Source organism: Methylobacterium sp. D54C (genome assembly GCF_053345595.1).
This window is the reverse complement of the sequence record NZ_JBKFAK010000007.1, coordinates 248,194-268,646: the sequence shown is the minus strand read 5'-3', so window position 1 is coordinate 268,646 and position 20,453 is coordinate 248,194. Positions and strand designations below refer to the sequence as shown.

Below are 20,453 nucleotides of genomic sequence, written 5' to 3'. Positions count from 1 at the left end.
CGGCGCGCCCCGCGGCAGCGCCGGCCCGTCAGCCCGAGGCGGCCCGTCCGGCCGCCGCGCGCCCGGCTGCCTCCGCCGCGGCTCCGGCCGCTCCGCGCCCGCCGCTGACGCCGCGCCCCTCCACGGGCGAGCCGCGCAAGACCATCACGGCCGACTCGCGCAAGCCGCGCGACCTCAATTTCATGGCCCGTCCGGCTCCGGCGCCCGAGCCCGAGAAGAGCGCGACGCCGGCGACCGCCGCGCGTCCCGCCGGCGCGGGGGCCGCGGCGCGCCCCGCCGGTCGCGGTGCCCAGACCAACGAGGACGAGTCCGAGACCAAGCGGGTGATCCGCCGTCCCGGCATGCCGCTCAAGATCATCGCGCCGCCGAAGACCCCGAAATCCCCGGGCGGCGACCGCAACCGCGGCCGCCTGACCATCGCCAACGCGACCTCGGGCGAGGACGAGCGCACGCGCTCCGTCGCCTCGTTCCGCCGCCGCCAGCAGCGCATGAGCGGCCGCGGCCACGTGGAGCAGAAGGAGAAGCTGTCCCGCGAGGTGACGATCCCCGAGACGATCTCCATCCAGGAACTCGCCAACCGCATGTCGGAGCGGGCCGTGGACGTGATCCGTCTGCTGATGAAGCAGGGCCAGATCCACAAGATCACCGACGTGATCGACTCGGACACCGCCCAGCTCATCGCCGAGGAACTCGGCCACACGGTGCGCCGCGTCGCCGAGTCCGACGTCGAGGAGGGCCTCTCCTCCGACGAGCCGGATCTGGAGGAGGATCTCGATCCCCGTCCGCCGGTGGTCACCATCATGGGCCACGTCGACCACGGCAAGACGTCGCTGCTCGACGCGATCCGCAAGGAGAACGTGGTCGAGGGCGAGGCCGGCGGCATCACCCAGCACATCGGCGCCTACCAGGTCGCGTCGCCCTCCGGCGACATGATCACCTTCATCGACACCCCGGGCCACGCGGCGTTCACGTCGATGCGCGCCCGCGGCGCCAAGGTCACCGATATCGTGGTGATCGTGGTGGCGGCCGACGACGGCGTGATGCCCCAGACCATCGAGGCCATCCAGCACGCCAAGGCGGCCGGTGTCCCGATGATCATCGCGGTCAACAAGATCGACAAGCCGGATGCCAAGCCGGAGCGGGTCCGCACGGAACTGCTGCAGCACGACATCCAGGTCGAGTCGATGGGCGGTGAGACCCTCGAGTTCGAGGTCTCGGCCAAGACCGGCGCCGGCCTGCCGCAGCTCCTGGAGGGCATCCAGATCCAGGCCGAGATCATGAACCTGCGCGCGAACGAGAAGCGCGACGGCGAGGGCACGGTCATCGAGGCCCAGCTCGACCGCGGCCGCGGCCCCGTGGCCACGGTCCTGGTCCAGCGCGGCACCCTGTTCACCGGCGACATCGTCGTCGCGGGCGCCGAGTGGGGCCGCGTGCGCGCCCTGATCGACGATCTCGGCGAGAACGTGCAGTACGCCGGGCCGTCGGTGCCGGTGGAGGTGCTGGGCTTCAACGGCACGCCGGATGCCGGCGACCGCGTGATCGTGGTGCCGAACGAGGCCCGCGCCCGCGAGGTCACCGAGTACCGCGCCCGCCAGAAGCGGGAGCGCCAGAACGCGCGGACCGGCGGTGCCAACCGCTCGCTGGTCGACATGATGCGCGACCTCAAGGAAGGCGCCGGCCGCAAGGAGCTGCCGGTCGTCATCAAGGGCGACGTGCAGGGCTCGGTCGAGGCGATCTCGGGCGCCCTGGAGAAGCTCGGCAACGACGAGGTCGCGGCCCGCATCCTCCTGGCCGGCGTCGGCGGCATCACCGAGTCGGACATCACCCTGGCGCAGGCGTCGAAGGCCGTCGTCATCGGCTTCAACGTGCGCGCCCACAAGGAGGCCCGCGAGGCCGCCGAGCGGGCGGGCATCGAGATCCGCTACTACAACATCATCTACGACCTCGTGGACGACATCAAAGCCACGCTGTCGGGGATGCTGCCGCCGACGCTCCGCGAGGAGCGCCTGGGCGAGGCGACGATCCAGGAGGTCTTCGAGGTCTCCAAGGTCGGCAAGGTCGCGGGTTGCCGCGTCACCGACGGCATCGTGGAGCGCGGCGCGCATGTCCGCCTCATCCGCGACAGCGTCGTGATCCACGAGGGCAAGCTCAAGACGCTCAAGCGCTTCAAGGACGACGCGAAGGAAGTCACCTCCGGTCAGGAGTGCGGCATGGCCTTCGAGAACTTCGAGAACATGCGCGCGGGCGACGTGATCGAGTGCTACCGGGTCGAGGAGATCCGCCGCACCCTCTGACGCTCCGGACTCATCCGGACAGGGCGGCCGCGGCACCTGCCGCGGCCGTCTTTTCTTTTTTCAGGACGTGCGCCGTCCGCTCCGGCGGGCCGGCCCGAGACAGAATGGCCCAGAAACCGACCTCCACCGGCCCCTCGCAGCGCCAGCAGCGCGTGGCCGAACTCGTGCGCCACGCGCTGGCCGAGGTGCTCCAGCGCGGCGATATCCAGGATCCGGTGCTCGGCACGCATGTCGTGACCGTGCCGGAGGTGCGGATGTCGCCGGACCTGAAGCTCGCCACGGCCTACGTGATGCCGCTCGGCGGCCTCGACGAGGCGCCGGTGATCGCCGCCCTGGAGCGCCACCGGAAGGTGCTGCGCCAGGAAGTGGCCCGGCGGGTGAACCTGAAATTCGCGCCGGAACTGCGGTTCCGGCGGGACGAGACCTTCGACGAGGCCGCGCGCATCGACCGGCTGCTGCGGGACGAGCGGGTCCAGCGGGACCTCGAGTCCGGGCCCGAGGACGACGAACCGGAGACCGGGACGGGGCATTGAGTCCCGATACCAAGCAGAAAGGGACGGGGCATCGACCCCGGGAGACACGCGGACATGACGGTTTCCATGGAAGATTTTCCGCCGGCCGAGCGCCAGGCTCCCCCGCCGAGCGCTGAGCGCCGCGGGCCGGAGGGGCGCCGACCGCAGCGCGGGCCGCGTCCGGACCGGCCGAAGCGCCGGGACGTCTCGGGCTGGGTGATCCTCGACAAGCATGTCGGCATGACCTCGACCCACGCGGTCGCGGTGGTGAAGCGCGCCTTCAACGCCAAGAAGGCCGGCCACGCCGGCACCCTCGACCCGCTGGCCTCCGGCATCCTGCCGATCGCCCTCGGCGAGGCGACCAAGACCGTCCCGTTCGTGATGGACGGCCGCAAGGCCTACCGGTTCACCGTCCAGTGGGGCATCGAGACCGACACCGACGATGCCGAGGGGCGTCCCGTCGCGACGAGCGACGCCCGCCCGGACCGGGCGGCGGTCGAGGCGGCGCTGCCGGCCTTCGTGGGCGCGATCGAGCAGGTGCCGCCGCGCTACTCGGCCATCAAGATCCAGGGCGAGCGCGCCTACGACCTCGCCCGCGAGGGCGAGACCGTGGAGCTGGTCGCCCGGCCGGTGCAGATCGACCGGCTCGCCGTCGTCGAGCACGACGGCGAGCGCACCGTCATCGAGGCCGAGTGCGGCAAGGGCACCTACGTGCGGGCCCTGGCCCGCGATCTCGGCCGGATGCTCGGCTGCTACGGCCACGTGGCCGCCCTGCGCCGGACCCGCGTCGGACCCTTCTCGGAAGCCGAGGCCTGCCCGGTCTCGGCCCTGACCGACGGCAGCCCCGAGGCGGCCCTCGCCTACCTGCGACCGGTGGAGACGGCCCTCGACGCCATCCCGGAGGTCGCGGTGTCGCGCGATCTGGGCCTGCGCCTGATGCGGGGGCAGTCGGTCATCCTGCGGGGCCGCGACGCCCCGGTGGAGGGCAAGGCCTTCGCGACCTGCGCCGGGATCCTGGTCGCCGTGGGCGACGTGGAGCGCGGCGAGCTGGTCCCGCACCGGGTGTTCCATCTCGGCGGCACGGCCCCTGGCCGCAGCGCCTGACACGCCGGCTCCGCGCCGCCGGAGCGCGCGGAGCCCCGGCCGGTCCAGGCCGGGCTGAGACGAGAGCGCGCAGGCGGAACGAACCTGGGCCGTGACGCTTTGGCCCCGGCGGACGGTCCGGAATGCTGATGCGCGAACTCGACTACGACGTGGCGGTGATCGGTGCCGGGACCGCCGGAATCGCGGCCCATCGCGCCGCGACGGCGGCGGGGGCGCGGTCGGTCCTGATCGAGCGCGGGCCCGGCGGCACGACCTGCGCGCGGGTCGGCTGCATGCCCTCGAAACTCCTGATTGCCGCGGGCACCGCCGCCCACGCGGCCCGCACCGCCGACCTGTTCGGCATCCGGGTTCCGGACGTCGCGGTGGACGGGCCCGCCGTGCTGCGGCGCCTCCGCGAAGAGCGCGACCGGTTCGTCGGCAGCGTCCTCGAAGGTCTCGACGATCTCCCCGAAGACGAGCGCCTCGGCGGCACGGCGCGGTTCGAGAGCGACCGCACCCTTCTGATCGACGACGCGATCCGGATCCGCTTCCGGGCCGCGGTCATCGCCACGGGCTCGAGCCCGATCGTCCCGGAGCCCCTGCGGGGCCTCGGGGCGGACGTCCTCACCACCGACACGCTCTTCGAGATCCCCGATCTCCCGGCCTCGCTGGCCGTTCTCGGGGCCGGTGCCGTCGGGATCGAGATCGCCCAGGCCATGGCCCGGCTCGGCGTCGCCGTCACGGTCATCGACGCGGGCGACACCGTCGCCGGCCTGACCGAGCCCGACCTCGCCCGGCAGGCCGCCGCGATCTTCGGTTCGGAGATGGATCTTCACCTCGGCGCCGAGGTTCGGGACGCCGTTGCGGACAGCGACGGCGTGCGTCTCGGCTGGATCGACCGCCACGGTCGCGACCAGGTCACGCGGGCGGCGCGGGTGCTGGCCGCCACCGGCCGTTCTCCGAACCTGGAGCCCCTCGGGCTGGAGGCGACCGGCCTTCGAATCGGCGAGACGGGCGTGCCGGACTTCGACCGGCGCAGCCTCGTCTGCGCCGGGGCACCGATCCTGATCGCCGGCGACGTCGACGGCTGGCGACCGGTGCTGCACGAGGCGAGCCGCCAGGGCGCGATCGCGGGCGCCAACGCGGCCGCCCTCGTGGCGGGCCGCCCGGTCGCGACGCCGGAGCCGTGGACGAGCCTCGCGATGGTCTTCACCCATCCCCAGGCGGCGGTGATCGGCGCGCCCTACGACCCGGAGGACGATCGACGGATCGTCGGCGCCCTGGATTTCTCCGACCAGGGGCGCGCCCGCGTGGAGGGACTGAACCGCGGCGGCATGCGGATCTGGGCCGATCGGTCCGGGCGACTGCTCGGGGGCGAGATGCTCGGGCCGGCCGTGGAACACCTCGCGCACCTGCTCACGTACGCCGTCGCCGACAAGCAGACGGCCCAGGCCGTGCACGATCGCCCGGTATACCATCCTACGGTTGAAGAAGGGCTTATCAGTATTATGTCTAAGATCATACAGAGAAGCTGAGGCGTTGATCTTGCTGACATCACTAGCATTGCGCTCGGCCATTTCGGTCGCCATACCGGTCTGAATGAGCCGGTTTCGCTCCTGATGCCGCCCAGCCAGGCCCCCGATACGGACGTCGATCTCGACGTCATCGCGCCGGACGCGCTCGACCGCCTGGACCAGGGCGTGATCGGGCTCGATGCGGCCGGCACCGTCGTGGCCTTCAGCGAGGGCGCGAGCGCGATCTCCGGGCTGTCGCGCGAGGCCGTCCTCGGGCGCGACTATTTCCGCGACGTGATGCCGGGCACCAACGTGCCGAGCTTCCGCGGCCGGTTCCTGGCGGGGGCGCGCCGCGGCGCCCTGGACGAGACCTTCGACTATGTCTTCGGCCGGCTACCGCAGCCGCTCCGGGCCCGGATCCACATGCGTCACGGCCAGATCGGCGGCACGCGCCCGGTGACGTGGCTGACTATCGATCCCGTCGAGAGCCTCGGCGCCGACCTGTCGCGCGAGGCCGTGATGGCGGCGATCGGCCGGCGGGTGCGCGCCGAGCCGGTGGATGCCAGCCTCTGCGAGCGCGAGCCGATCCACATCCCGGGCTCGATCCAGCCCAACGCCGTGATGCTCGCGGCCGATGCCGGAACCCTCCTGGTCGCGGCCTACTCGGCCAATGTCGGCGAGATCATCGACCCCATCGAGCCGCCGCTGGCGGGCCGGCCCCTGGCGGACGTGCTGCCGGCGGAGGTCGTCGCGGCGATCCGCGCGCGGCTCGCGAGCGGGACCCTCGAGGACGGCGCCTCCATGCGCCGGACCCTGACCTTCCCGGATCGCGGCGCCTATCACGCCGTCGTCCACGCCCATGCCGGCCGCGTCATCGTCGAGATGGAGCTCGAGCCGGACTCGGCCGACGATTTCGCCACGGCGAGCCAGGTCGATACCGAGCTGGCCGTCGGTCGCCTGCGCGAGGCCGGGACCCTGGCCGAGGCCGCCCGGATCGCGGCTCTCGAGATCCGGGCCCTGACCGGCTTCGAGGCGGTGCTGGTCTACCGCTTCGACCCGGACTGGAACGGCGAGGCCGTGGCCGAGGACAAGGTGCCGGGCTGGTCGCGCAGCCTGCTGGGCCTGCGTTTCCCCGCCTCCGACATTCCCGCCCAGGCCCGGGCCCTCTACACCAAGGCCAAGAGCCGCTTCGTCATCGACCGTGACAGCGTCCCGGTCGGGCTGGTCTCGGCCCCTGGCGCCGGCAACGGCCCGATCGACCTGACCTTCGCCCAGCACCGCACGCTCTCGCCGATCCACCTGGAGTACCAGCGCAACCTCGGCGTGAACGGGTCCATGTCGATCTCGATCATGGTCGAGGGGCGGCTGTGGGGCCTGATGATCGGCCACCACCGCCGCCCGCACTACGTCACGCCGGAGACGCGCGCGGCCGCCACGGTGCTCACGGACGCCTTCGCCATGCGGGTGCAGGAGATCGAGTCGCGCCGCCTCTGGGCCGAGCGGCAGGCGCATCTCGACGTCGAGGGGCGCCTCGTGCGCGGCCTGACGCGATCCGACGACTTCGTAGCCGCCCTGACGGCCGGGACGACGACGCTGCTCGACCTGTTCAGCGCCACCGGCGCCGGCATCGTCTCGGGCGAGCGGGTCACGCTGATCGGCCGGACCCCGCCGGCCGAGACGGTGGCGGCGATCGCCAGCTGGCTGCGGGCGCGCGTGCCGGAGGGCGAGGTCGTCTACAGCAGCGACAGCTTCGGCGCCGACTTCCCGGAGGCCGGGCCGCATCGCGAGATCGCCAGCGGCCTGCTCGCGGCCTTCGTGGACGATTCGCGCGAGAACCTGCTGGTGTGGTTCCGGCCCGAGGTGCCCAGCACGGTCACGTGGGGTGGCGACCCGCGCAAGCCCGTGCTCGCCGGAAGCGGTCCCGTGGCGGTGCTGCCCCGCCGCTCGTTCGAGCGCTGGGTCGAGGAGCGCACCGGCTTCGCCGCGCCGTTCGCGGAATGGCAGGTCCAGCTCGCCGGCTCCCTGGCCGAGGCGGTCGAGGGCGTGGTGCTGCGCCAGCGGCGCAAGATCGACGAGCTCACCGGCCTGCTCGCCGAGAAGGAGCGCCTGCTCGAGCAGAAGGACCTGCTCACGCGGGAGATCGACCACCGGGTCAAGAATTCTCTGCAGATCGTCTCGGCCTTCCTGCAGATGCAGCGGCGTCAGATCGCCGACGGCGAGGCCCGGCAGGCCTTCGCCGACACCTCCGCGCGGGTGATGAGCGTCGCGCGGGTGCACGACAGCCTGTACCAGGCGGATCGGTTCGACGAGGTCGATCTCGGCCAGACCATCGAGAGCCTGTGCAACGACCTCGCGGGGCTGGCCGGCGACGGGCACGCGGTCGACCTGTCGGCGGAGCCCGGCCTGATGGTGCCCTACCGCAAGGCCGTGGCGCTCTCGCTGATCGCCACGGAACTCGTCACCAACGCCTTCAAATACGCGGCCAATCCGGCGGGCATCGGCCGCGTCGAGGTCAGCGTCTCGGCCTCCGGCCCGGGCGAGATCCAGCTGCGCGTCTGCGACGACGGGGCCGGCCTGCCCGACGACTGGGCGGACGCCAAGGCGCGGAGCAAGGGCTCCGGCCTGGGCATGAAGCTGATCCGGGCGATGCTCGACCAGATCAACGCCAAGCTCACCGTCGCCAACAATCCCGGCGCCTGCTTCACGATCACCGCGTGAGATCCCGCGAAGGCCTGCACGCGCGGCTGCGCGCCGCGACCGATCCGGCCCACCGGGCGCTGGAGGCGTCCCTCGACTGGCAGGCGCGGGTGGCGACGCTTGGCGGCTACCGGGAGCTGCTGGGACGCCTCTACGGCTTCCACGCGGTCTGGGAATCGGCCATCGGGTCCGGGCTCACCGACGAGCCGTTCCTGGCTCCGCGCCGCCGACTCGCGCTCCTCGCGGCCGACCTCGTCCATCTCGGCCTCCAGCCCGGCGCGGTCGCGGCGCTCCCGAGACCGGCCGTCCCGGTTTTCCGCGGGCCGGCCGCCGCCACGGGCGCGCTCTACGTGCTGGAGGGATCGACCCTCGGCGGGCAGCTGATCGGCCGCCACATCGCCGGCCTGCACGGCTTCTCCGACGCGGGGCTCGCCTATTACCGGGCGCACGGGCCCGCCGCGGGGGCGATGTGGGCCGCCTTCCGCACGCGCCTGGACGCGTTCGGCGACGACCCGGCCGCGGAGGCCGCGCTCACCGGCGCGGCCGTGTCGACCTTCGCGGCGATGCGCGCGTGGCTCTGCCCGGTCCCGGAGCTGCCGGCCGCCGCCTGAGCCGCTCAGGCGGCGCCGAGGGCGTCGCGCTCCGCCGCCAGATGGAGCATCAGCCGCTCGACGAGCCGCCCCGGTGGCCGGCCCGCCGGCCGGAGCAGCAGCGTCTCGATGGGAATCTCGGGCCGGAACGGCCGCAGCACGATGGGCAGCCCGCCGAGCGCCCGTGCCGGGACCGGATCGACGATGGCGGCGCCGAGTCCCTCGGCGACGAGGCCGCAGCGGGCCGCCGTGTACTCGGCCATCAGGGCGAAGCGCGGTACCGCGCCGGCGCTCGCGAAGGCCGCCTCGGTGGCCGCCTGCACGGGGCTCGACCCGGCCGCGATCAGCGGCACCCCGGCGAGATCCGCCGCCGTGACGACGCGCCGGCGGGCCAGGGCGTGCCCGCGGGGCAGCGCGCACACGGCCGCGACCCGCAGGAACGGCTCGGCGCTCACCCCGGCATGGCCGGAGCGCGGCCGGGCGAGGCCGAGGTCACACTGGCCCGAGGCGGTCCACGACCAGATCGTGTCGGGGCTGGGGACGTGGACCGAGATGCGCAGATCCGGGCATTCCGCGTCGAGGCGGCGAATGGCGCGCGGCAGCAATCCGGCGGCCAGGGAGGGCTGGCAGGCGACGCGCAATCCGCCGGTGCCGCGCTCGCGGATCCGGCGCGCGGCCTGCTGCAGGTGATCGAGGCCCGCGTAGGTCTGCGCGACCTCCTGGGCGAAGGCCTCGCCCTCCGGGGTCGGGAACGCGTTGCCGTGCCCGCGCACGAACAGCGCGAAGCCGAGGGCCGCCTCCAGCTGCGCGATGGCGCGGCTGATATGGGGCTGCCCGATGCCCAGGACCTCGGCGGCCCGCGTCATGCCGCCGTGGCGCATCACGGCGCGGAAGAGGTCGAGATGTGCGGGGTCCATCATGCCGAAACTGCATGGACGCGGGTCAGCGCGGCATTTGACGGCATCGGCCGGGACGGTTGTCAATGCCGCCCGCCGTCCCGACTCCGAGGCCCGTCCCGCAATGCTCGCCTTCGCGCTCTCCGCCCTGCTCGCCGTGCTGGCGGGCGCCGGACTCGTCCTGCAGCAGATCCTGAACGCGAATCTCCGCGCGGGCCTCGACTCGGCGTCCTGGGCCGGCGTCTCCAGCTACGCGGTCGGGCTCGCCTGCATGGCGCTCCTCGCCGCCGCCCTGCGCGACCCGGTACCGACGGCCGGCGTGGCGGAGCGCATCCCGTGGTGGACCTGGAGCGGCGGCCTGTTCGGCGCGGTGTTCATCGGCCTCGCGATCCTGCTGGTCCCGAAGCTCGGCGCCGCGACCTTCTTCGCGCTCCTCGTCACGGGCCAGATGGTCGCCTCGGTGCTGTTCGACCACGCCGGCCTGCTCGGCCTCGCGCAGCGGCCCGTCGACCTGCCGCGCCTCCTGGGGATCGCGCTCCTGATCGGCGGCGTCGTGCTGATCCGCCGCTAGAGCCGTGCGCGATCGCGCTGCAACCGAGCACGGCTCCAAGCCTTTGTCTTGACACGCTCTCTTGCGCCGGACCGGTATCCACTTCGGCGGAGAGCGCTCCAGGGCCGGATCACGGCGTCTCGGCCAGCAGGCCCTCGACGAAGGGGGCGAGTCCGGTGCGGCGCGCCCGCCGGAGACGCTCGGCCGCCAGGATCCCCTGGAGGGCCCGGAAGGCGTTCTGCAGATCGTCGTTGACGATGACGTAGTCGTACTCGACCCAGCGCTGGATCTCGGTCCGGGCGTTGGCGAGGCGCTTCTCGATCGTCTCGGCGGAATCCTCCGCCCGGCGCTCCAGGCGCTGGCGCAGCTCGGCCATGCTGGGCGGCAAGATGAAGACCGTCACCACGTCCTGGGCGAGCTTGGAGCGCACCTGCCGCGTGCCCTGGTAGTCGATGTCGAAGATCATGTCCCGGCCGGAGCCCAGCACCTTCTCCACCGGCCGACGGGGCGTGCCGTAGAAGTTGCCGTGCACCTCGGCCCATTCGAGCAGGTCGTCGCGCTCGCGCAGGTCGTCGAACGCCTCGCGATCGATGAAGTGGTAGTGCCGCCCGTCGATCTCCGAGGGACGCCGTCCCCGCGTGGTCACCGAGATCGACAGGTCGAGCGCCCAGCTCGGATCCTGCGCGATCGCTCGCGTCAGGGTGGTCTTCCCCGCGCCCGAGGGCGAGGAGAGGATCAGGATCAACCCGCGCCGCGCGATCGAGTCGGAGACGCTCCCGGCCGGCTCGGTCATGCGCGTGGCTCCCCGACGTTTCGCATCCGTATCCTCACGTCCCGATCCGGCATCGTGCCCAGCATCGTGCCCGGCATCATTCGATGTTCTGCACCTGCTCGCGGAACTGCTCGACCACGGCCTTCAGGTCGAGTCCGATCCGCGACAGGCTGATATCGTTGGCCTTGGCGCACAGGGTGTTGGCCTCGCGGCCGAATTCCTGGGCCAGGAAGTCCAGCCGCCGGCCGATCGCGCCACCGGCCGCCAGCAGGTCCCGGGCGCTCGCCACGTGGGCGCGGAGCCGGTCCAGCTCCTCGCGGACATCCGCCTTGCCGGCGAGCAGCATCGCCTCCTGGTGCAGGCGGTCCGGGTCGAGGCCGCTGCCGCCGAGGGCCGCGACGGCCGCCTCCAGCCGTGCTCGCACGGCCTCGGGCTGGCGGGCCGGGTTCTCCTCGGCCGCCTGGGTCAGCGCGGCGATCCGGTCGACCTGGGCGGTGACGACCTGCTCGAGCTGGCGCCCCTCGGCGCGGCGCGCCTCGACGAGATCCGCGACCAGCTGGACCACGCCCGCGGCCAGGTCGCGGGCGAGGGTGTCGGTGTCGGCTGCCTCGTCCTCGACCTCGATCACGCCGCGCACGCCGAGCAGCCCGTCCATCGTGGCGGGGGCCACGCCCTCGGGGACCGGCACCCGGGCCACCGCCTGGGCGAGGCTCGCCAGGAGCGTCTCGTTGATCCGCACCCGCGCGGTCGTCTCCGGTTTGGTGAGGGTCAGCGTCAACTGGCACTGCCCGCGGGTGAGTGTCTTCTGGAGCGCGGTGCGCGCGGTCTCGCCGAGCCCGTCATAGCCGGCCGGCACGCGGGTGCGCACGTCGAGGCCGCGCCCGTTGACGCTGCGGACCTCCCAGGCCCAGTGCACCGGTCCGGCACTGCCCGCCGTCCGGGCGAAACCGGTCATGCTCGCGATCTGGGTCACGCCGACCCCCGTCCCCGTGAAGATCGGGGCCTGTAGCACGGATCACTCCGGTGGGAAGAGGCCGGTCGCCGCCGTCGCCGCCGTCGCCGCGTCGCGAGGCGCGTCGGGCGCGCGTCGGACGCGCCGCGCGCCAGGCCATCTCGGGCGGCGCCGTGCAGTCGAGCGGCACCCGGCACGCTGTTGGGACCGGTAGGGCCGCCCGCCCGCGACGCGGGCGCCGTCCGCCGTCGCCCGGGCGGTCGCGGTGGTCACGTTTTCACTTTCGTGTCGCGCGGCCGACGTTGCATTCCACAGTGAAGGTGTGCTCGAAATCCCGCTCGTCTGCACATGAACTCGGATGGCGCATGCCGCGATCAGTATTGGGGAGGACCGCGCTCACGCCGTTCGGGATGTCCGCGCTGGGCGTCGGCATCTGGGAGGATGCGCCGCACACGGGATGCGTGCGCGGGGACGCGACGATGGCGCGGATCTTCGGCCTGACCGAGGCCGAGGCGGCGGACGGCATCACCTGGGAGCAGCTCTCCGCGCTCTTCCACCCGGAGGATCTCGCCCGGGACCAGAGCGAGCGCCGTCGCGTCCGCGAGGAGGGCGGTCTCTTCGCCTGGGAGCACCGCATCGTGCCCGCGCCGGGCGTCGTGCGCTGGGTCCTGGCGCGGGGCCGGTTCGAGCGCCGCGCGGACGGGCACATCTACGGTCGGGGCATCGTGATCGACATCACCGACAGCCGGGTCGACGGCCCGTACGAGCCGCCGGTCGGTTTTCTCGGGGCTCCGACCGAGCCGGGGACCGCCGTCGAGCGGATGGCCGATTACGCGATGCGCCTGTGGGAGCTGGTCGGCGATCTCGGGCCCGGGGAGGCGACGCGGGTGCAGCCGCTGCTCGAAGCGCTGCTCTACGAGCTGGGACGGCAGATCGCGGCCTCGCTGTCGGGCGAGCCGCCGGAGGCGCCGCGGCGCCCGCGAAACCCGCGGGCGCATTGAGGGCGGCCCCGACGGCGCCGAAGCCGGCGGCGCGGACCGGCGCGGCTGCCTAGCGGCGGCCGCGCGGCGCCGGTGCCGGCTCGCTCAGGGTCGGGACCGTCTTGGGCGAGCCCAGATCGTAGCTGCGGTTCTTGAGGGGATCGAGGCGGGTGCCCTCGGAGGCGTCGAAGGCGCGCGTGCCCGGCGCGCCGGTATCCAGGGCGAAGGCCGCGTTGGTGTTGATCCCGTTGCCCGCGGGGGCGCCGCCCGGCGCGTAGGCCGAGGCGCGGCCCGGCGTGGTCGAATCCGGGCTCGGCTCGACCTTGTCGACGGCGTCCGGCGGCGCCTGCCGGCTCTTCTCGACCGCCCGCCAGCGGGCGACGTTGCGCTGGTGCGCCTCGAGGGAATCGGCGAAGGCGTGGCCGCCGGTGCCGTCCGCGACGAAGTACAGGTCCTTGGTCCGGGACGGGTTGGCCACCGCCTCCAGGGCGGCGCGGCCGGGATTGGCGATCGGCCCCGGCGGCAGGCCCTCGATCACGTAGGTGTTGTAGGGGGTCGGCCGGTCGATCTCGGAGCGCAGGATCCCGCGGCCGAGGGTGCCGCGCCCGCCCACGAGCCCGTAGACGATCGTGGGGTCGGATTGCAGCTTCATCCGCTTGTTGAGGCGGTTGATGAAGACCCCGGCCACCCGGGGCCGCTCGTCGGCGCGGCCGGTCTCCTTCTCGACGATGGAGGCGAGGGTCACCATCTCGGCCGGGGTCCGCACCGGCACGTCGGCGCTGCGCCGCAGCCAGATCTGGTTCAGGACCTCGCGCTGCTTGGCCTTCATCAGGTTGACGATCTGCTGCCGGGTGGCGCCGCGCTCGAACTTGTAGGTATCCGGCAGGAGCGAGCCTTCCGGGGGGATCTCGTTGATCTCGCCGGCGAGCACGTCGTTGTCGTTGAGGCGGGTGACGATCTGCTCGGAGGTCAGGCCCTCCGGGAAGGTGATGGCGTGCTGGACCTGCCGGCCCGTGGCGATCGTGTCGAGCGCGTCGGAGATGCTCGCGTGCGCCTTGAAGACGTACTCGCCGGCCCGCAGCGCCGGCCGGCCGCCGAAGCGGGCGGCGAACTCGAACAGGCCGGTATGGTCGATCACGCCCTCGCGCTTCAGGGTCTCGGCGATCTCGGCCGTCCCGCTGTGGGTCGGGATGACCACGACCTTGTCGGCCGCGAGCGGGCCCGGCTCGCGCACCTGCCGCTGGAACAGCGTGATCCCGATCATCGCCGCGATGGCGATGACGACCGCGAAGGTCAGGGCGCCGCTGATCAGGCCCACGAGGCCGCTCCGCTCGCGCTCGGGCTTCTCCGGCGGCGGGGGCGCGACGGTCGGCTTGATCGCCTCGCCGGGCGAGCGCGGCGACAGCCGCTGCGGCAGGGCGGGCTCGTCCGTCGGATCCTGCGCGGCGGTCTCGGGCGCGGGCGTCTTTGAGCGGCGGAAGAACATCGGGATCCTGTCTGGGCCCGCGCGACCCGTCACGCGTCGCGGGCCGGGATCGGCTGCCCGCAACCGGGTGCGCACGTCGAGGGGCGTAACCCTAGTCGGGTTTGTGGCGAAATTGCCGTTCCGCGGCGCGATAGGCGCCGATCGGCGCGCTCAGCCCGGGGGCTGGCAGGTGGCGCAGTAGAAGGTCGAGCGGTTCGCCTGCACGATGCGGGTGATCGCGCCGGCGCATCCGGGCCGGCTGCAGGGCAGGCCGACCCGGTCGTAGACCCGGAAGGCGTGCTGGAACGCGCCCGCGCTGCCGTCCGTGTGGGCGTAGTCGCGCAGGGTCGAGCCGCCGGCCTTCACGGCCTCCTCGAGGACCTGCACGATCGCCTTGGCCAGGGCGTTGGCCTTGGGCGTCGGGCGCCCGTCCGGCCGGGCGAGGCTCCCGGCCGGCGCCTCCGGATGCAGGCGCGCCCGGTGCAGCGCCTCGCACACGTAGATGTTGCCGAGGCCCGCGATCAGGCGCTGGTCGAGCAGGGCGGCCTTCAGCGGCGCGATCTTGTGGCGGAAGAGCCGCGCGATCACGGCCCCGGTCAGCCCGTCGAGGGGCTCCACGCCCATCCGGGCGAAGTGGCGGCAGGCCGCGAGCTCCGCGCTCGGGACCAGATCCATGAAGCCGAAGCGGCGGGCGTCGTTGTAGGTCACCGTGGCGCCGGTGCTCATCGCCATGACCACGTGGTCGTGCCGGGGCGTGCCCTGGGCGCCTTCGAGGTAGAAGTCTCCCGGCGACAGGTTGCTGCCGTCGGGCAGGGCCACGTCGAACCGCCCGCTCATGCCGAGATGCATGACCAGCGTCTCGCCCGAGTCGAGGGCGGCGGTGAGGTACTTCGCCCGGCGCGCGAGGCCCGTGACGGTCCGCCCCTCGAGGCGGGCGGCGAAGCGCTCGGGGAACGGGAAGCGCAGGTTGGGCCGGCGCAGGGTGACGCGGCTGAACCGCGCGCCGACCAGGGCGGGCGCCAATCCCCGCCGCACGGTCTCGACCTCGGGAAGCTCCGGCATCTCTCTCGCGATTTCTGCGTCCGCGGCGCCCCGTGCGCCGCCCCGGATATCATCGGTATCGGACCTCGCCGCAACCGCGGGGATCCGGACGGGTTGCCGCGCGTCCCGCGCTCGGAGCCGCCCTACCGCCGGCGCAGGCGGACGTAGAGGGCGCCGCCGCCACCATGGTGGCGGGCGGCCTCCTCGAAGCCGAGGACGATGCCGCGCAGATCCGGCCCCCGCAGCCAGTGCGGCACGCTGCGGCGGAGGACCCCCCGCTCGGAGAAGGCGTCCGCGTGGCCCGGGCCGCCCTTGCCGGTAACGACCAGCACGTAGGAATGCCCGGCGGCCCGGGCGCGGAGCAGGAAGCCCGTCAGCGCGGCGTGGGCGTCGGCCTGCACCATCCCGTGCAGGTCGATCCGCGCCTCGATCGCGAGCCGCCCCCGGCGCAGGCCGAGCTTGGCGTTCCGCTCCAGCCCGGCACTCGGCGCGTGCCGCTGGGGCGGCGCCTGGTAGGGAGCGGCGGTGACCGGGCGCGCCGGCTCCGGGGCCGGCTTCGGCGGGTGCTTCGCCCGCGGTCTCTTGGTGGCCGGCGGCGCGCTGGGCTTCAGGATCGGCGCCGAGAGGGCCGGCATGGTGGCGGTCGGGCCCTGCGGCGGAGGCGTCTCGGACACCGGGGCGGCGCGGCCCGGCAGCGGCGTGACCAGCTTGGCGATCGCGTCCCAGAGGCGGGTCTCTCCCGCGGTGAGGCGGCGCCCGCGGCGCGGGGCTCTCACGGCGCGGCTCCGGGCACCGCCGCGCGGCGCGGCAGCAGGACCACGAAGCCGATCGCGTCGCGGAGGTTGCCGGCGGCCACGCCGGCCTCCGCACCGGTACCGACGAAGAGGTCGCCGCGGGCGGGGCCGACGATCGCCGAGCCGGTATCGGCGGCGATGACGAGGCGCCCGGCCTCACCTGGAGTCGCGCCGGGGAGGGGGCCGGCGAGCCAGAATGGCAGGCCGTAGCGCCAGAGGGTCGAATCCACCGCCAGGCTGCGGCCCGGGCTCAGCGGGGCGTTCGCGGCGCCCGGCGGCCCGAGGGCCGGATCCGCGACCGGAGCGAGGCGGAAGAAGATGTAGGAGGCGTTGGCGCGGATCAGGCGCTTGGCGGTCTCGGGATGGGCGCGCAGCCAGCCGGTCCAGCGGGCGAGCGTCAGGCCCTCCAGGGGCAGGTGGCCCTCCTGGACGATCAGCTTGGCCACCGCCGTGTAGGGGCGGCCGTTGCGGCCGTCGTAGAGCACCCGCACCGCGCGCCCGTCCGGCAGCCGGACGCGCCCGGAACCCTGGACCTGCAGGACCAGCAGGTCGACCGCGTCGCGCAGCCACAGGATCGGCTTCGCCCGCGCGCCGAGGGCGCCGTCGTCGATCGCGGCGCGGTCGGGGTAGGGGGCGAAGCCGTCCGCGGTGGCGCGGGCGGCACGCAGGCCCGGGTCGAGCCCCGGGCGGGTCTCGCCGGGGCCGAGGGAGATCAGGTCGTCGGGGCGGGCCAGGACCGGCGTCTGGAAATCCGGGCCGGGCTCCAGGGAGCCGGTGAGTTCCGGCTCGAAATAGCCGGTCAGGAAGCCGGGCCGGTCCGCGCCGGGCCGCGCGACGCGGAACGCCTCGAACCGCTCGCGGAAGAAGGCGGCGGCGTCGGGCACGGGGCCGGCGGCGGCCGCACAGGCCTCGGCGAGGGCGGCCGGATCTCCCGCGGCGCCGTCGGGCTGGGGCAGGGCGGGCGGCGGGGCCGCGCAGACGCGGCGGAAGGCGTCGAGCGCCGCCTCAGCCCCCGCGCCGGGGAAGCCCGGCAGGTCCGCCGCGGCCACGGGGGTCAGCACCGCGCCGCCGACCGCCGTCGGCGCGGCGGACACGGCCTGACTCAGGAGGGACGCGAGGAGGGCGGCCGGGACTGCTCCGGACCGGGCGCGGGACATCGGCACGGCAAGATCGTCACGGAACGCCGGTCACGGACTCAGGCGCCGGCCTCGGTGGCCACGAGCTGCCAGTTCGGGTCCCGCGAGCCGAGCGTGCGGGCGAAGGTCCAGACATCCGGCACCTCGACCACCGTCTCGGCGCTGCCGTCCACCACCTTGCCGTCGGCGTCGCGGGTGGCGGTGATCAAGTTCGACAGGAAGCGGACGGTGACGTGCGCCACGCGGTTGCGCACCTCGACGGCGACAATCTCGGCCTTGTCGATCGACACGAAGGTGGTCTCGAGCGTCTGCCGGTTGCGCTCGCGCTCCGCGATCGCCCGCTCGAACGCCTCGCCGACCTCTTTCGAGAGGAGGCCGCGCAGGGTCTTCCGGTCGCCCTTGGCGAAGGCGATCATGATGGCTTCGTAGGCCGACTTGGCGCCCTCGATGAAGGCGCGGGGGTCGAAGCTGGGCTCCGCCTGGATGCAGGCCTCCAGGCCGCGCGCGACCTCGGATCCCGGCTCGGCGATCCCGCGCCAGTCCCGCGGGGCGGCGGCGGGCTGCGGCGCGGCCTGGACCCGGTCGGCGCCGGGCAGGCGAACGACGTTGTCGCCGTCGGAGCGCGCCTGTGGCTCAGTCCGGCTGCGGTCGACCGGCTTGAACGGCGAGCGCTCGGCCCCCGTCTTCTGACCGAGCACCGAGCGCAGACGCCAGATCACGAAGACGGCCAGCGCGAGGAAGATGATCGTCGTAACGTCGAAACTGTCCTGCATCACCGATCCGATGGTGGCCGCGGCGAGACCCTGTGCCCCTTGCTCATGGTCGCGCGCGGTGCGGCGCCGGCTAAGCGCGCAGAGGTCTGGCCGACTCATATCCGACCAACGCGTCGGGAGCGAGCCGGTTGTGTCGGCCGGACGATCGAACCCACGCGTCAATTGCGATCCGGTCGATATGGGTCGTGGGGGCCGCCGGCGCCAGCGCCGCGCCCGCTCGCTTGTCCAGGCCCGGCCCGCGTGTTAGCGGCCCTGCCGTTTGGGCAGTTCCGCGGCGTGATCCAGCCGCTCCCGCTGCGACAACAACCCGCGCCGGCCCTGCCGGTCGATCGAGAAGGATGATCCGCATGGCCGACTCTCCGGCAGCGAACGGCAACGGCGGCGGCATGCCGCAGGGCGATGCGCCGACCATCAACGCCCTGGCGCAGTACACGAAGGACCTGTCCTTCGAGAATCCGAACGCACCGCGCTCGCTCCAGCCCAAGGAGGGCCAGGGGCCGCAGATCAACATCCAGGTGAACGTCAACGCGCAGCAGCTCTCCGAGACCGATTTCGAGGTCGAGCTGAAGCTCGAGGGCGACGCCAAGATCCAGAACGAGGTGCTGTTCGCCTTCGAGGTGACCTATGCCGGCGTGTTCCGGCTCCTCAACATCCCGGCCGACCAGATCCATCCGGCGGTGATGATCGAGTGCCCGCGCCTGCTCTTCCCCTTCGCCCGCCAGATCGTGGCCGAGGCGGTGCGCAACGGCGGCTTCCCGCCGCTTTACATCGACCCGATCGATTTCGTCGGCCTCTACCGGCAGAAGGTGATGGAGCAGCAGGGCGCCCAGGGCCCGCTCGCCTCCTGAGGACCGGACGAGCCGGCGGCCGGTCAGCGGCCGCCGGGACCGCGATAGGCCGCCGCCAGCGCGCGCAGCGCCTCGGCGGGGCGCCCGGCCAGGCGGCGGGCGCGCAGGACCACGAAGGTGCGCGGCAGTTCGGGCAGCCCGAACCGGCCGCCGACCTCCACGGCGCCGGCCGGTGCCGTGCTCGGCGCCAGGGCCGCCACCGCCAGCCCCGCCATCACGGCCGCCCCCACCGCCAGCACGCCGCCGCCGACGAAAACCTCGGTCCAGGGGAGCCCGGCCGCGTCGAGAACCCGCGTCGCCGCGCCCCGCACCGTGCAGGGGCCCGCGAGTCCCGCCAGCCGCAGCGTCTCGCCCGGCCGGGGCGCCGGGAAATCCGGTGCGGCGAACCAGCCCAGCCGCTCCTCCGCCAGGACCGCGCCGCCGTGGCCGGCCTCGTCCTCCGTCCGGAAGATCACCGCGTCGTAGCCGCCCTCGCCGGAGGATCCGAACGCGGCCGCGAGGTCGCGCGACGGGACGATCCGCACCTCCGTGATCAGCCCGGCCCGATCCAGGCCCAGGCGCCGCAGTAGCACCGGCAGGTCGGGGCCGGCGACGTGGTCGCTGATCCCGAGGCTGAGCCGGGCGGGCAGCGCCGTCGCCGCGTCGGCCACGGCGCTGTCATGGGCGTCCAGGAGGCGCCGAGCGGCCGGCAGGAACAGGGCGCCCTGGCGCGTCAGGTCCACGTGCCGCGGGGTCCGGTCCAGGAGGCGCGTGCCGAGTCGGTCCTCGAGCCGCTTCAGCCGCAGGCTGATCGCCGCCTGCGAGGTGGCGAGCGCCTCTGCGGCCCGGGTGAAGCTGCCGAGATCGACCACGCGCACGAAGGCCAGGACGCCTTCGAGGTCGAGGGGACGGTCGGCGACCATAACACACTCTTATCGTAGATATAGGCGCCGATATGTCGCCGTTATCGAGGCGGCGTGCAAGCCTGCGGGCCTCTTCGGGAGTGCCCCATGCTGATCACCCGCTACCGCCATCGTCTGCCGGCCGACTACGCCATGGACAGGATCCGCGCGCGCGTCGCCGCCCGCGCGCCGGCCTGGGACGCGGTGCCCGGCCTCGTCTTCAAGGCTTTCACGGTCGAGGACCGGGCGCGCGGGGCCGCCGCCAACGCCTACAGCTCTCTCTATCTCTGGCAGGATGCCGGCGCTGCCGCCGCGTTCCTGGCCGGGGCCGGGTTCGGCGCCGTGATCGCGAGCTTCGGCCGGCCGCGCATTGAGACGTGGCTGGCGGTCGCAGCCGCGTTCGGGCCGGGGGACGCGGCGGGCGCCCTCTCGGAGGAGACGCGTCTCGTCGGGCCGGCGGAGGATCTCGCCGCCCTGCGCGACGACGAGCGGGGGCGCGGGCGCGACATCGCGGCCGGGCGCGACGTCCTCGCCACCGTGGCCGGGCTCGATCCCGACGGATGGCGCCTCACCCGCTTCACCCTCCGTGCCGAGGCGACCGCCGGACTGTCCGGAACCGCGATCGCCCATCTCGCCGCGCCGGGCCTCGCCGCGGCGCGCGGCCGCTGATCTCGG

At 73.6% G+C, this 20,453-nt stretch carries 19 protein-coding genes; 10 read left to right on the top strand and 9 right to left on the bottom strand.

The window, feature by feature from the left end; all coding sequences use genetic code 11:
• The 6 genes from infB to ACLBYB_RS17270 all read left to right on the top strand — a co-directional run.
• Window positions 1-2,294, top strand: a 2,294-nt coding sequence (gene infB / locus ACLBYB_RS17295) for a translation initiation factor IF-2 (protein ID WP_447699492.1), incomplete at its 5' end; no start/stop codon positions are given.
• 104 nt (window positions 2,295-2,398) lie between these two features.
• Window positions 2,399-2,827, top strand: coding sequence for a 30S ribosome-binding factor RbfA (gene rbfA / locus ACLBYB_RS17290; protein ID WP_020092715.1), 429 nt, complete (start codon window positions 2,399-2,401; stop codon window positions 2,825-2,827).
• A 66-nt stretch (window positions 2,828-2,893) separates the two neighbouring features.
• Complete coding sequence (truB, locus tag ACLBYB_RS17285) at window positions 2,894-3,910, top strand: tRNA pseudouridine(55) synthase TruB (protein ID WP_447699491.1); 1,017 nt, start codon at window positions 2,894-2,896, stop codon at window positions 3,908-3,910.
• Between the two features lie 128 nt (window positions 3,911-4,038).
• On the top strand, window positions 4,039-5,424 hold the full coding sequence (locus ACLBYB_RS17280; RefSeq protein WP_447699502.1) for a dihydrolipoyl dehydrogenase: 1,386 nt from the start codon (window positions 4,039-4,041) through the stop codon (window positions 5,422-5,424).
• Window positions 5,425-5,508: 84 nt separating this feature from the next.
• Window positions 5,509-8,121, top strand: coding sequence for a histidine kinase dimerization/phosphoacceptor domain -containing protein (locus tag ACLBYB_RS17275; RefSeq protein WP_447699490.1), 2,613 nt, complete (start codon window positions 5,509-5,511; stop codon window positions 8,119-8,121).
• Window positions 8,118-8,711, top strand: a complete 594-nt coding sequence (locus ACLBYB_RS17270) for a biliverdin-producing heme oxygenase (protein WP_447699489.1) — start codon at window positions 8,118-8,120, stop codon at window positions 8,709-8,711. Before ACLBYB_RS17275 ends, ACLBYB_RS17270 begins: the two co-directional genes overlap by 4 nt.
• A 5-nt stretch (window positions 8,712-8,716) precedes the next feature.
• Here the strand turns inward: ACLBYB_RS17270 and ACLBYB_RS17265 are convergent, their stop codons facing one another.
• Window positions 8,717-9,610, bottom strand: a complete 894-nt coding sequence (locus tag ACLBYB_RS17265; protein ID WP_447699488.1) for a LysR family transcriptional regulator — start codon at window positions 9,608-9,610, stop codon at window positions 8,717-8,719.
• 100 nt (window positions 9,611-9,710) lie between these two features.
• Here ACLBYB_RS17265 and ACLBYB_RS17260 point away from each other — a divergent pair, with 100 nt between their 5' ends.
• Window positions 9,711-10,157 carry a DMT family transporter gene (locus tag ACLBYB_RS17260; protein ID WP_020092709.1) on the top strand — a complete coding sequence of 149 codons (447 nt, stop codon included), beginning with the start codon at window positions 9,711-9,713 and terminating at the stop codon, window positions 10,155-10,157.
• A gap of 109 nt (window positions 10,158-10,266) precedes the next feature.
• On the opposite strand, the gene gmk is transcribed toward ACLBYB_RS17260, so the two are convergent.
• Together gmk and ACLBYB_RS17250 are read right to left on the bottom strand one after the other, a co-directional pair.
• Complete coding sequence (gene gmk / locus ACLBYB_RS17255; protein ID WP_056525786.1) at window positions 10,267-10,929, bottom strand: guanylate kinase; 663 nt, start codon at window positions 10,927-10,929, stop codon at window positions 10,267-10,269.
• 76 nt (window positions 10,930-11,005) lie between these two features.
• Window positions 11,006-11,863, bottom strand: coding sequence for a YicC/YloC family endoribonuclease (locus ACLBYB_RS17250; RefSeq protein WP_056526155.1), 858 nt, complete (start codon window positions 11,861-11,863; stop codon window positions 11,006-11,008).
• Between the two features lie 362 nt (window positions 11,864-12,225).
• Here ACLBYB_RS17250 and ACLBYB_RS17245 point away from each other — a divergent pair, with 362 nt between their 5' ends.
• Window positions 12,226-12,861 carry a PAS domain-containing protein gene (locus ACLBYB_RS17245; protein ID WP_244526920.1) on the top strand — a complete coding sequence of 212 codons (636 nt, stop codon included), beginning with the start codon at window positions 12,226-12,228 and terminating at the stop codon, window positions 12,859-12,861.
• A 49-nt stretch (window positions 12,862-12,910) separates the two neighbouring features.
• Here ACLBYB_RS17245 and mltG read toward each other — a convergent pair whose 3' ends face one another.
• The 5 genes from mltG to ACLBYB_RS17220 form a co-directional block, all read right to left on the bottom strand.
• Window positions 12,911-14,326, bottom strand: coding sequence for an endolytic transglycosylase MltG (mltG, locus tag ACLBYB_RS17240; protein ID WP_132367139.1), 1,416 nt, complete (start codon window positions 14,324-14,326; stop codon window positions 12,911-12,913).
• 150 nt (window positions 14,327-14,476) lie between these two features.
• Window positions 14,477-15,367 (bottom strand): bifunctional DNA-formamidopyrimidine glycosylase/DNA-(apurinic or apyrimidinic site) lyase, encoded by an 891-nt coding sequence (mutM, locus tag ACLBYB_RS17235; RefSeq protein WP_447699487.1) that lies wholly within the window; start codon window positions 15,365-15,367, stop codon window positions 14,477-14,479.
• A gap of 122 nt (window positions 15,368-15,489) precedes the next feature.
• A complete protein-coding gene (locus ACLBYB_RS17230) occupies window positions 15,490-16,122 on the bottom strand; it encodes a Smr/MutS family protein (RefSeq protein WP_447699486.1) in 633 nt (210 codons plus the stop codon).
• On the bottom strand, window positions 16,119-17,297 hold the full coding sequence (gene mltA, locus ACLBYB_RS17225; protein WP_447699501.1) for a murein transglycosylase A: 1,179 nt from the start codon (window positions 17,295-17,297) through the stop codon (window positions 16,119-16,121). The genes ACLBYB_RS17230 and mltA overlap by 4 nt, the downstream gene beginning before the upstream one ends.
• 38 nt (window positions 17,298-17,335) lie before the next feature.
• Window positions 17,336-18,049, bottom strand: a complete 714-nt coding sequence (locus ACLBYB_RS17220; RefSeq protein ID WP_020092701.1) for a Tim44/TimA family putative adaptor protein — start codon at window positions 18,047-18,049, stop codon at window positions 17,336-17,338.
• A gap of 347 nt (window positions 18,050-18,396) precedes the next feature.
• Here ACLBYB_RS17220 and secB point away from each other — a divergent pair, with 347 nt between their 5' ends.
• A complete protein-coding gene (gene secB / locus ACLBYB_RS17215; protein ID WP_026604852.1) occupies window positions 18,397-18,897 on the top strand; it encodes a protein-export chaperone SecB in 501 nt (166 codons plus the stop codon).
• A gap of 23 nt (window positions 18,898-18,920) precedes the next feature.
• Here secB and ACLBYB_RS17210 read toward each other — a convergent pair whose 3' ends face one another.
• Window positions 18,921-19,799 carry a LysR family transcriptional regulator gene (locus tag ACLBYB_RS17210; RefSeq protein WP_447699485.1) on the bottom strand — a complete coding sequence of 293 codons (879 nt, stop codon included), beginning with the start codon at window positions 19,797-19,799 and terminating at the stop codon, window positions 18,921-18,923.
• 87 nt (window positions 19,800-19,886) lie between these two features.
• Here ACLBYB_RS17210 and ACLBYB_RS17205 point away from each other — a divergent pair, with 87 nt between their 5' ends.
• On the top strand, window positions 19,887-20,447 hold the full coding sequence (locus ACLBYB_RS17205) for a DUF4865 family protein (protein ID WP_447699484.1): 561 nt from the start codon (window positions 19,887-19,889) through the stop codon (window positions 20,445-20,447).
• The last annotated feature ends 6 nt before the right edge of the window (window positions 20,448-20,453 follow it).

Excerpts from the sequence above, each read along its gene's own strand:
- ACLBYB_RS17205 (WP_447699484.1), top strand. The coding sequence starts at position 19,887 with ATGCTGATCACCCGCTACCGCCATCGTCTGCCGGCCGACTACGCCATG.
- mltG (WP_132367139.1), bottom strand. The coding sequence starts at position 14,326 with ATGTTCTTCCGCCGCTCAAAGACGCCCGCGCCCGAGACCGCCGCGCAG.
- mltA (WP_447699501.1), bottom strand. The coding sequence starts at position 17,297 with ATGTCCCGCGCCCGGTCCGGAGCAGTCCCGGCCGCCCTCCTCGCGTCC.
- rbfA (WP_020092715.1), top strand. The coding sequence starts at position 2,399 with ATGGCCCAGAAACCGACCTCCACCGGCCCCTCGCAGCGCCAGCAGCGC.
- truB (WP_447699491.1), top strand. The coding sequence starts at position 2,894 with ATGGAAGATTTTCCGCCGGCCGAGCGCCAGGCTCCCCCGCCGAGCGCT.
- ACLBYB_RS17265 (WP_447699488.1), bottom strand. The coding sequence starts at position 9,610 with ATGATGGACCCCGCACATCTCGACCTCTTCCGCGCCGTGATGCGCCAC.
- ACLBYB_RS17260 (WP_020092709.1), top strand. The coding sequence starts at position 9,711 with ATGCTCGCCTTCGCGCTCTCCGCCCTGCTCGCCGTGCTGGCGGGCGCC.
- ACLBYB_RS17280 (WP_447699502.1), top strand. The coding sequence starts at position 4,039 with ATGCGCGAACTCGACTACGACGTGGCGGTGATCGGTGCCGGGACCGCC.
- ACLBYB_RS17210 (WP_447699485.1), bottom strand. The coding sequence starts at position 19,799 with ATGGTCGCCGACCGTCCCCTCGACCTCGAAGGCGTCCTGGCCTTCGTG.
- gmk (WP_056525786.1), bottom strand. The coding sequence starts at position 10,929 with ATGACCGAGCCGGCCGGGAGCGTCTCCGACTCGATCGCGCGGCGCGGG.
- ACLBYB_RS17220 (WP_020092701.1), bottom strand. The coding sequence starts at position 18,049 with ATGCAGGACAGTTTCGACGTTACGACGATCATCTTCCTCGCGCTGGCC.
- mutM (WP_447699487.1), bottom strand. The coding sequence starts at position 15,367 with ATGCCGGAGCTTCCCGAGGTCGAGACCGTGCGGCGGGGATTGGCGCCC.
- ACLBYB_RS17275 (WP_447699490.1), top strand. The coding sequence starts at position 5,509 with ATGCCGCCCAGCCAGGCCCCCGATACGGACGTCGATCTCGACGTCATC.
- secB (WP_026604852.1), top strand. The coding sequence starts at position 18,397 with ATGGCCGACTCTCCGGCAGCGAACGGCAACGGCGGCGGCATGCCGCAG.
- ACLBYB_RS17245 (WP_244526920.1), top strand. The coding sequence starts at position 12,226 with ATGCCGCGATCAGTATTGGGGAGGACCGCGCTCACGCCGTTCGGGATG.
- ACLBYB_RS17250 (WP_056526155.1), bottom strand. The coding sequence starts at position 11,863 with ATGACCGGTTTCGCCCGGACGGCGGGCAGTGCCGGACCGGTGCACTGG.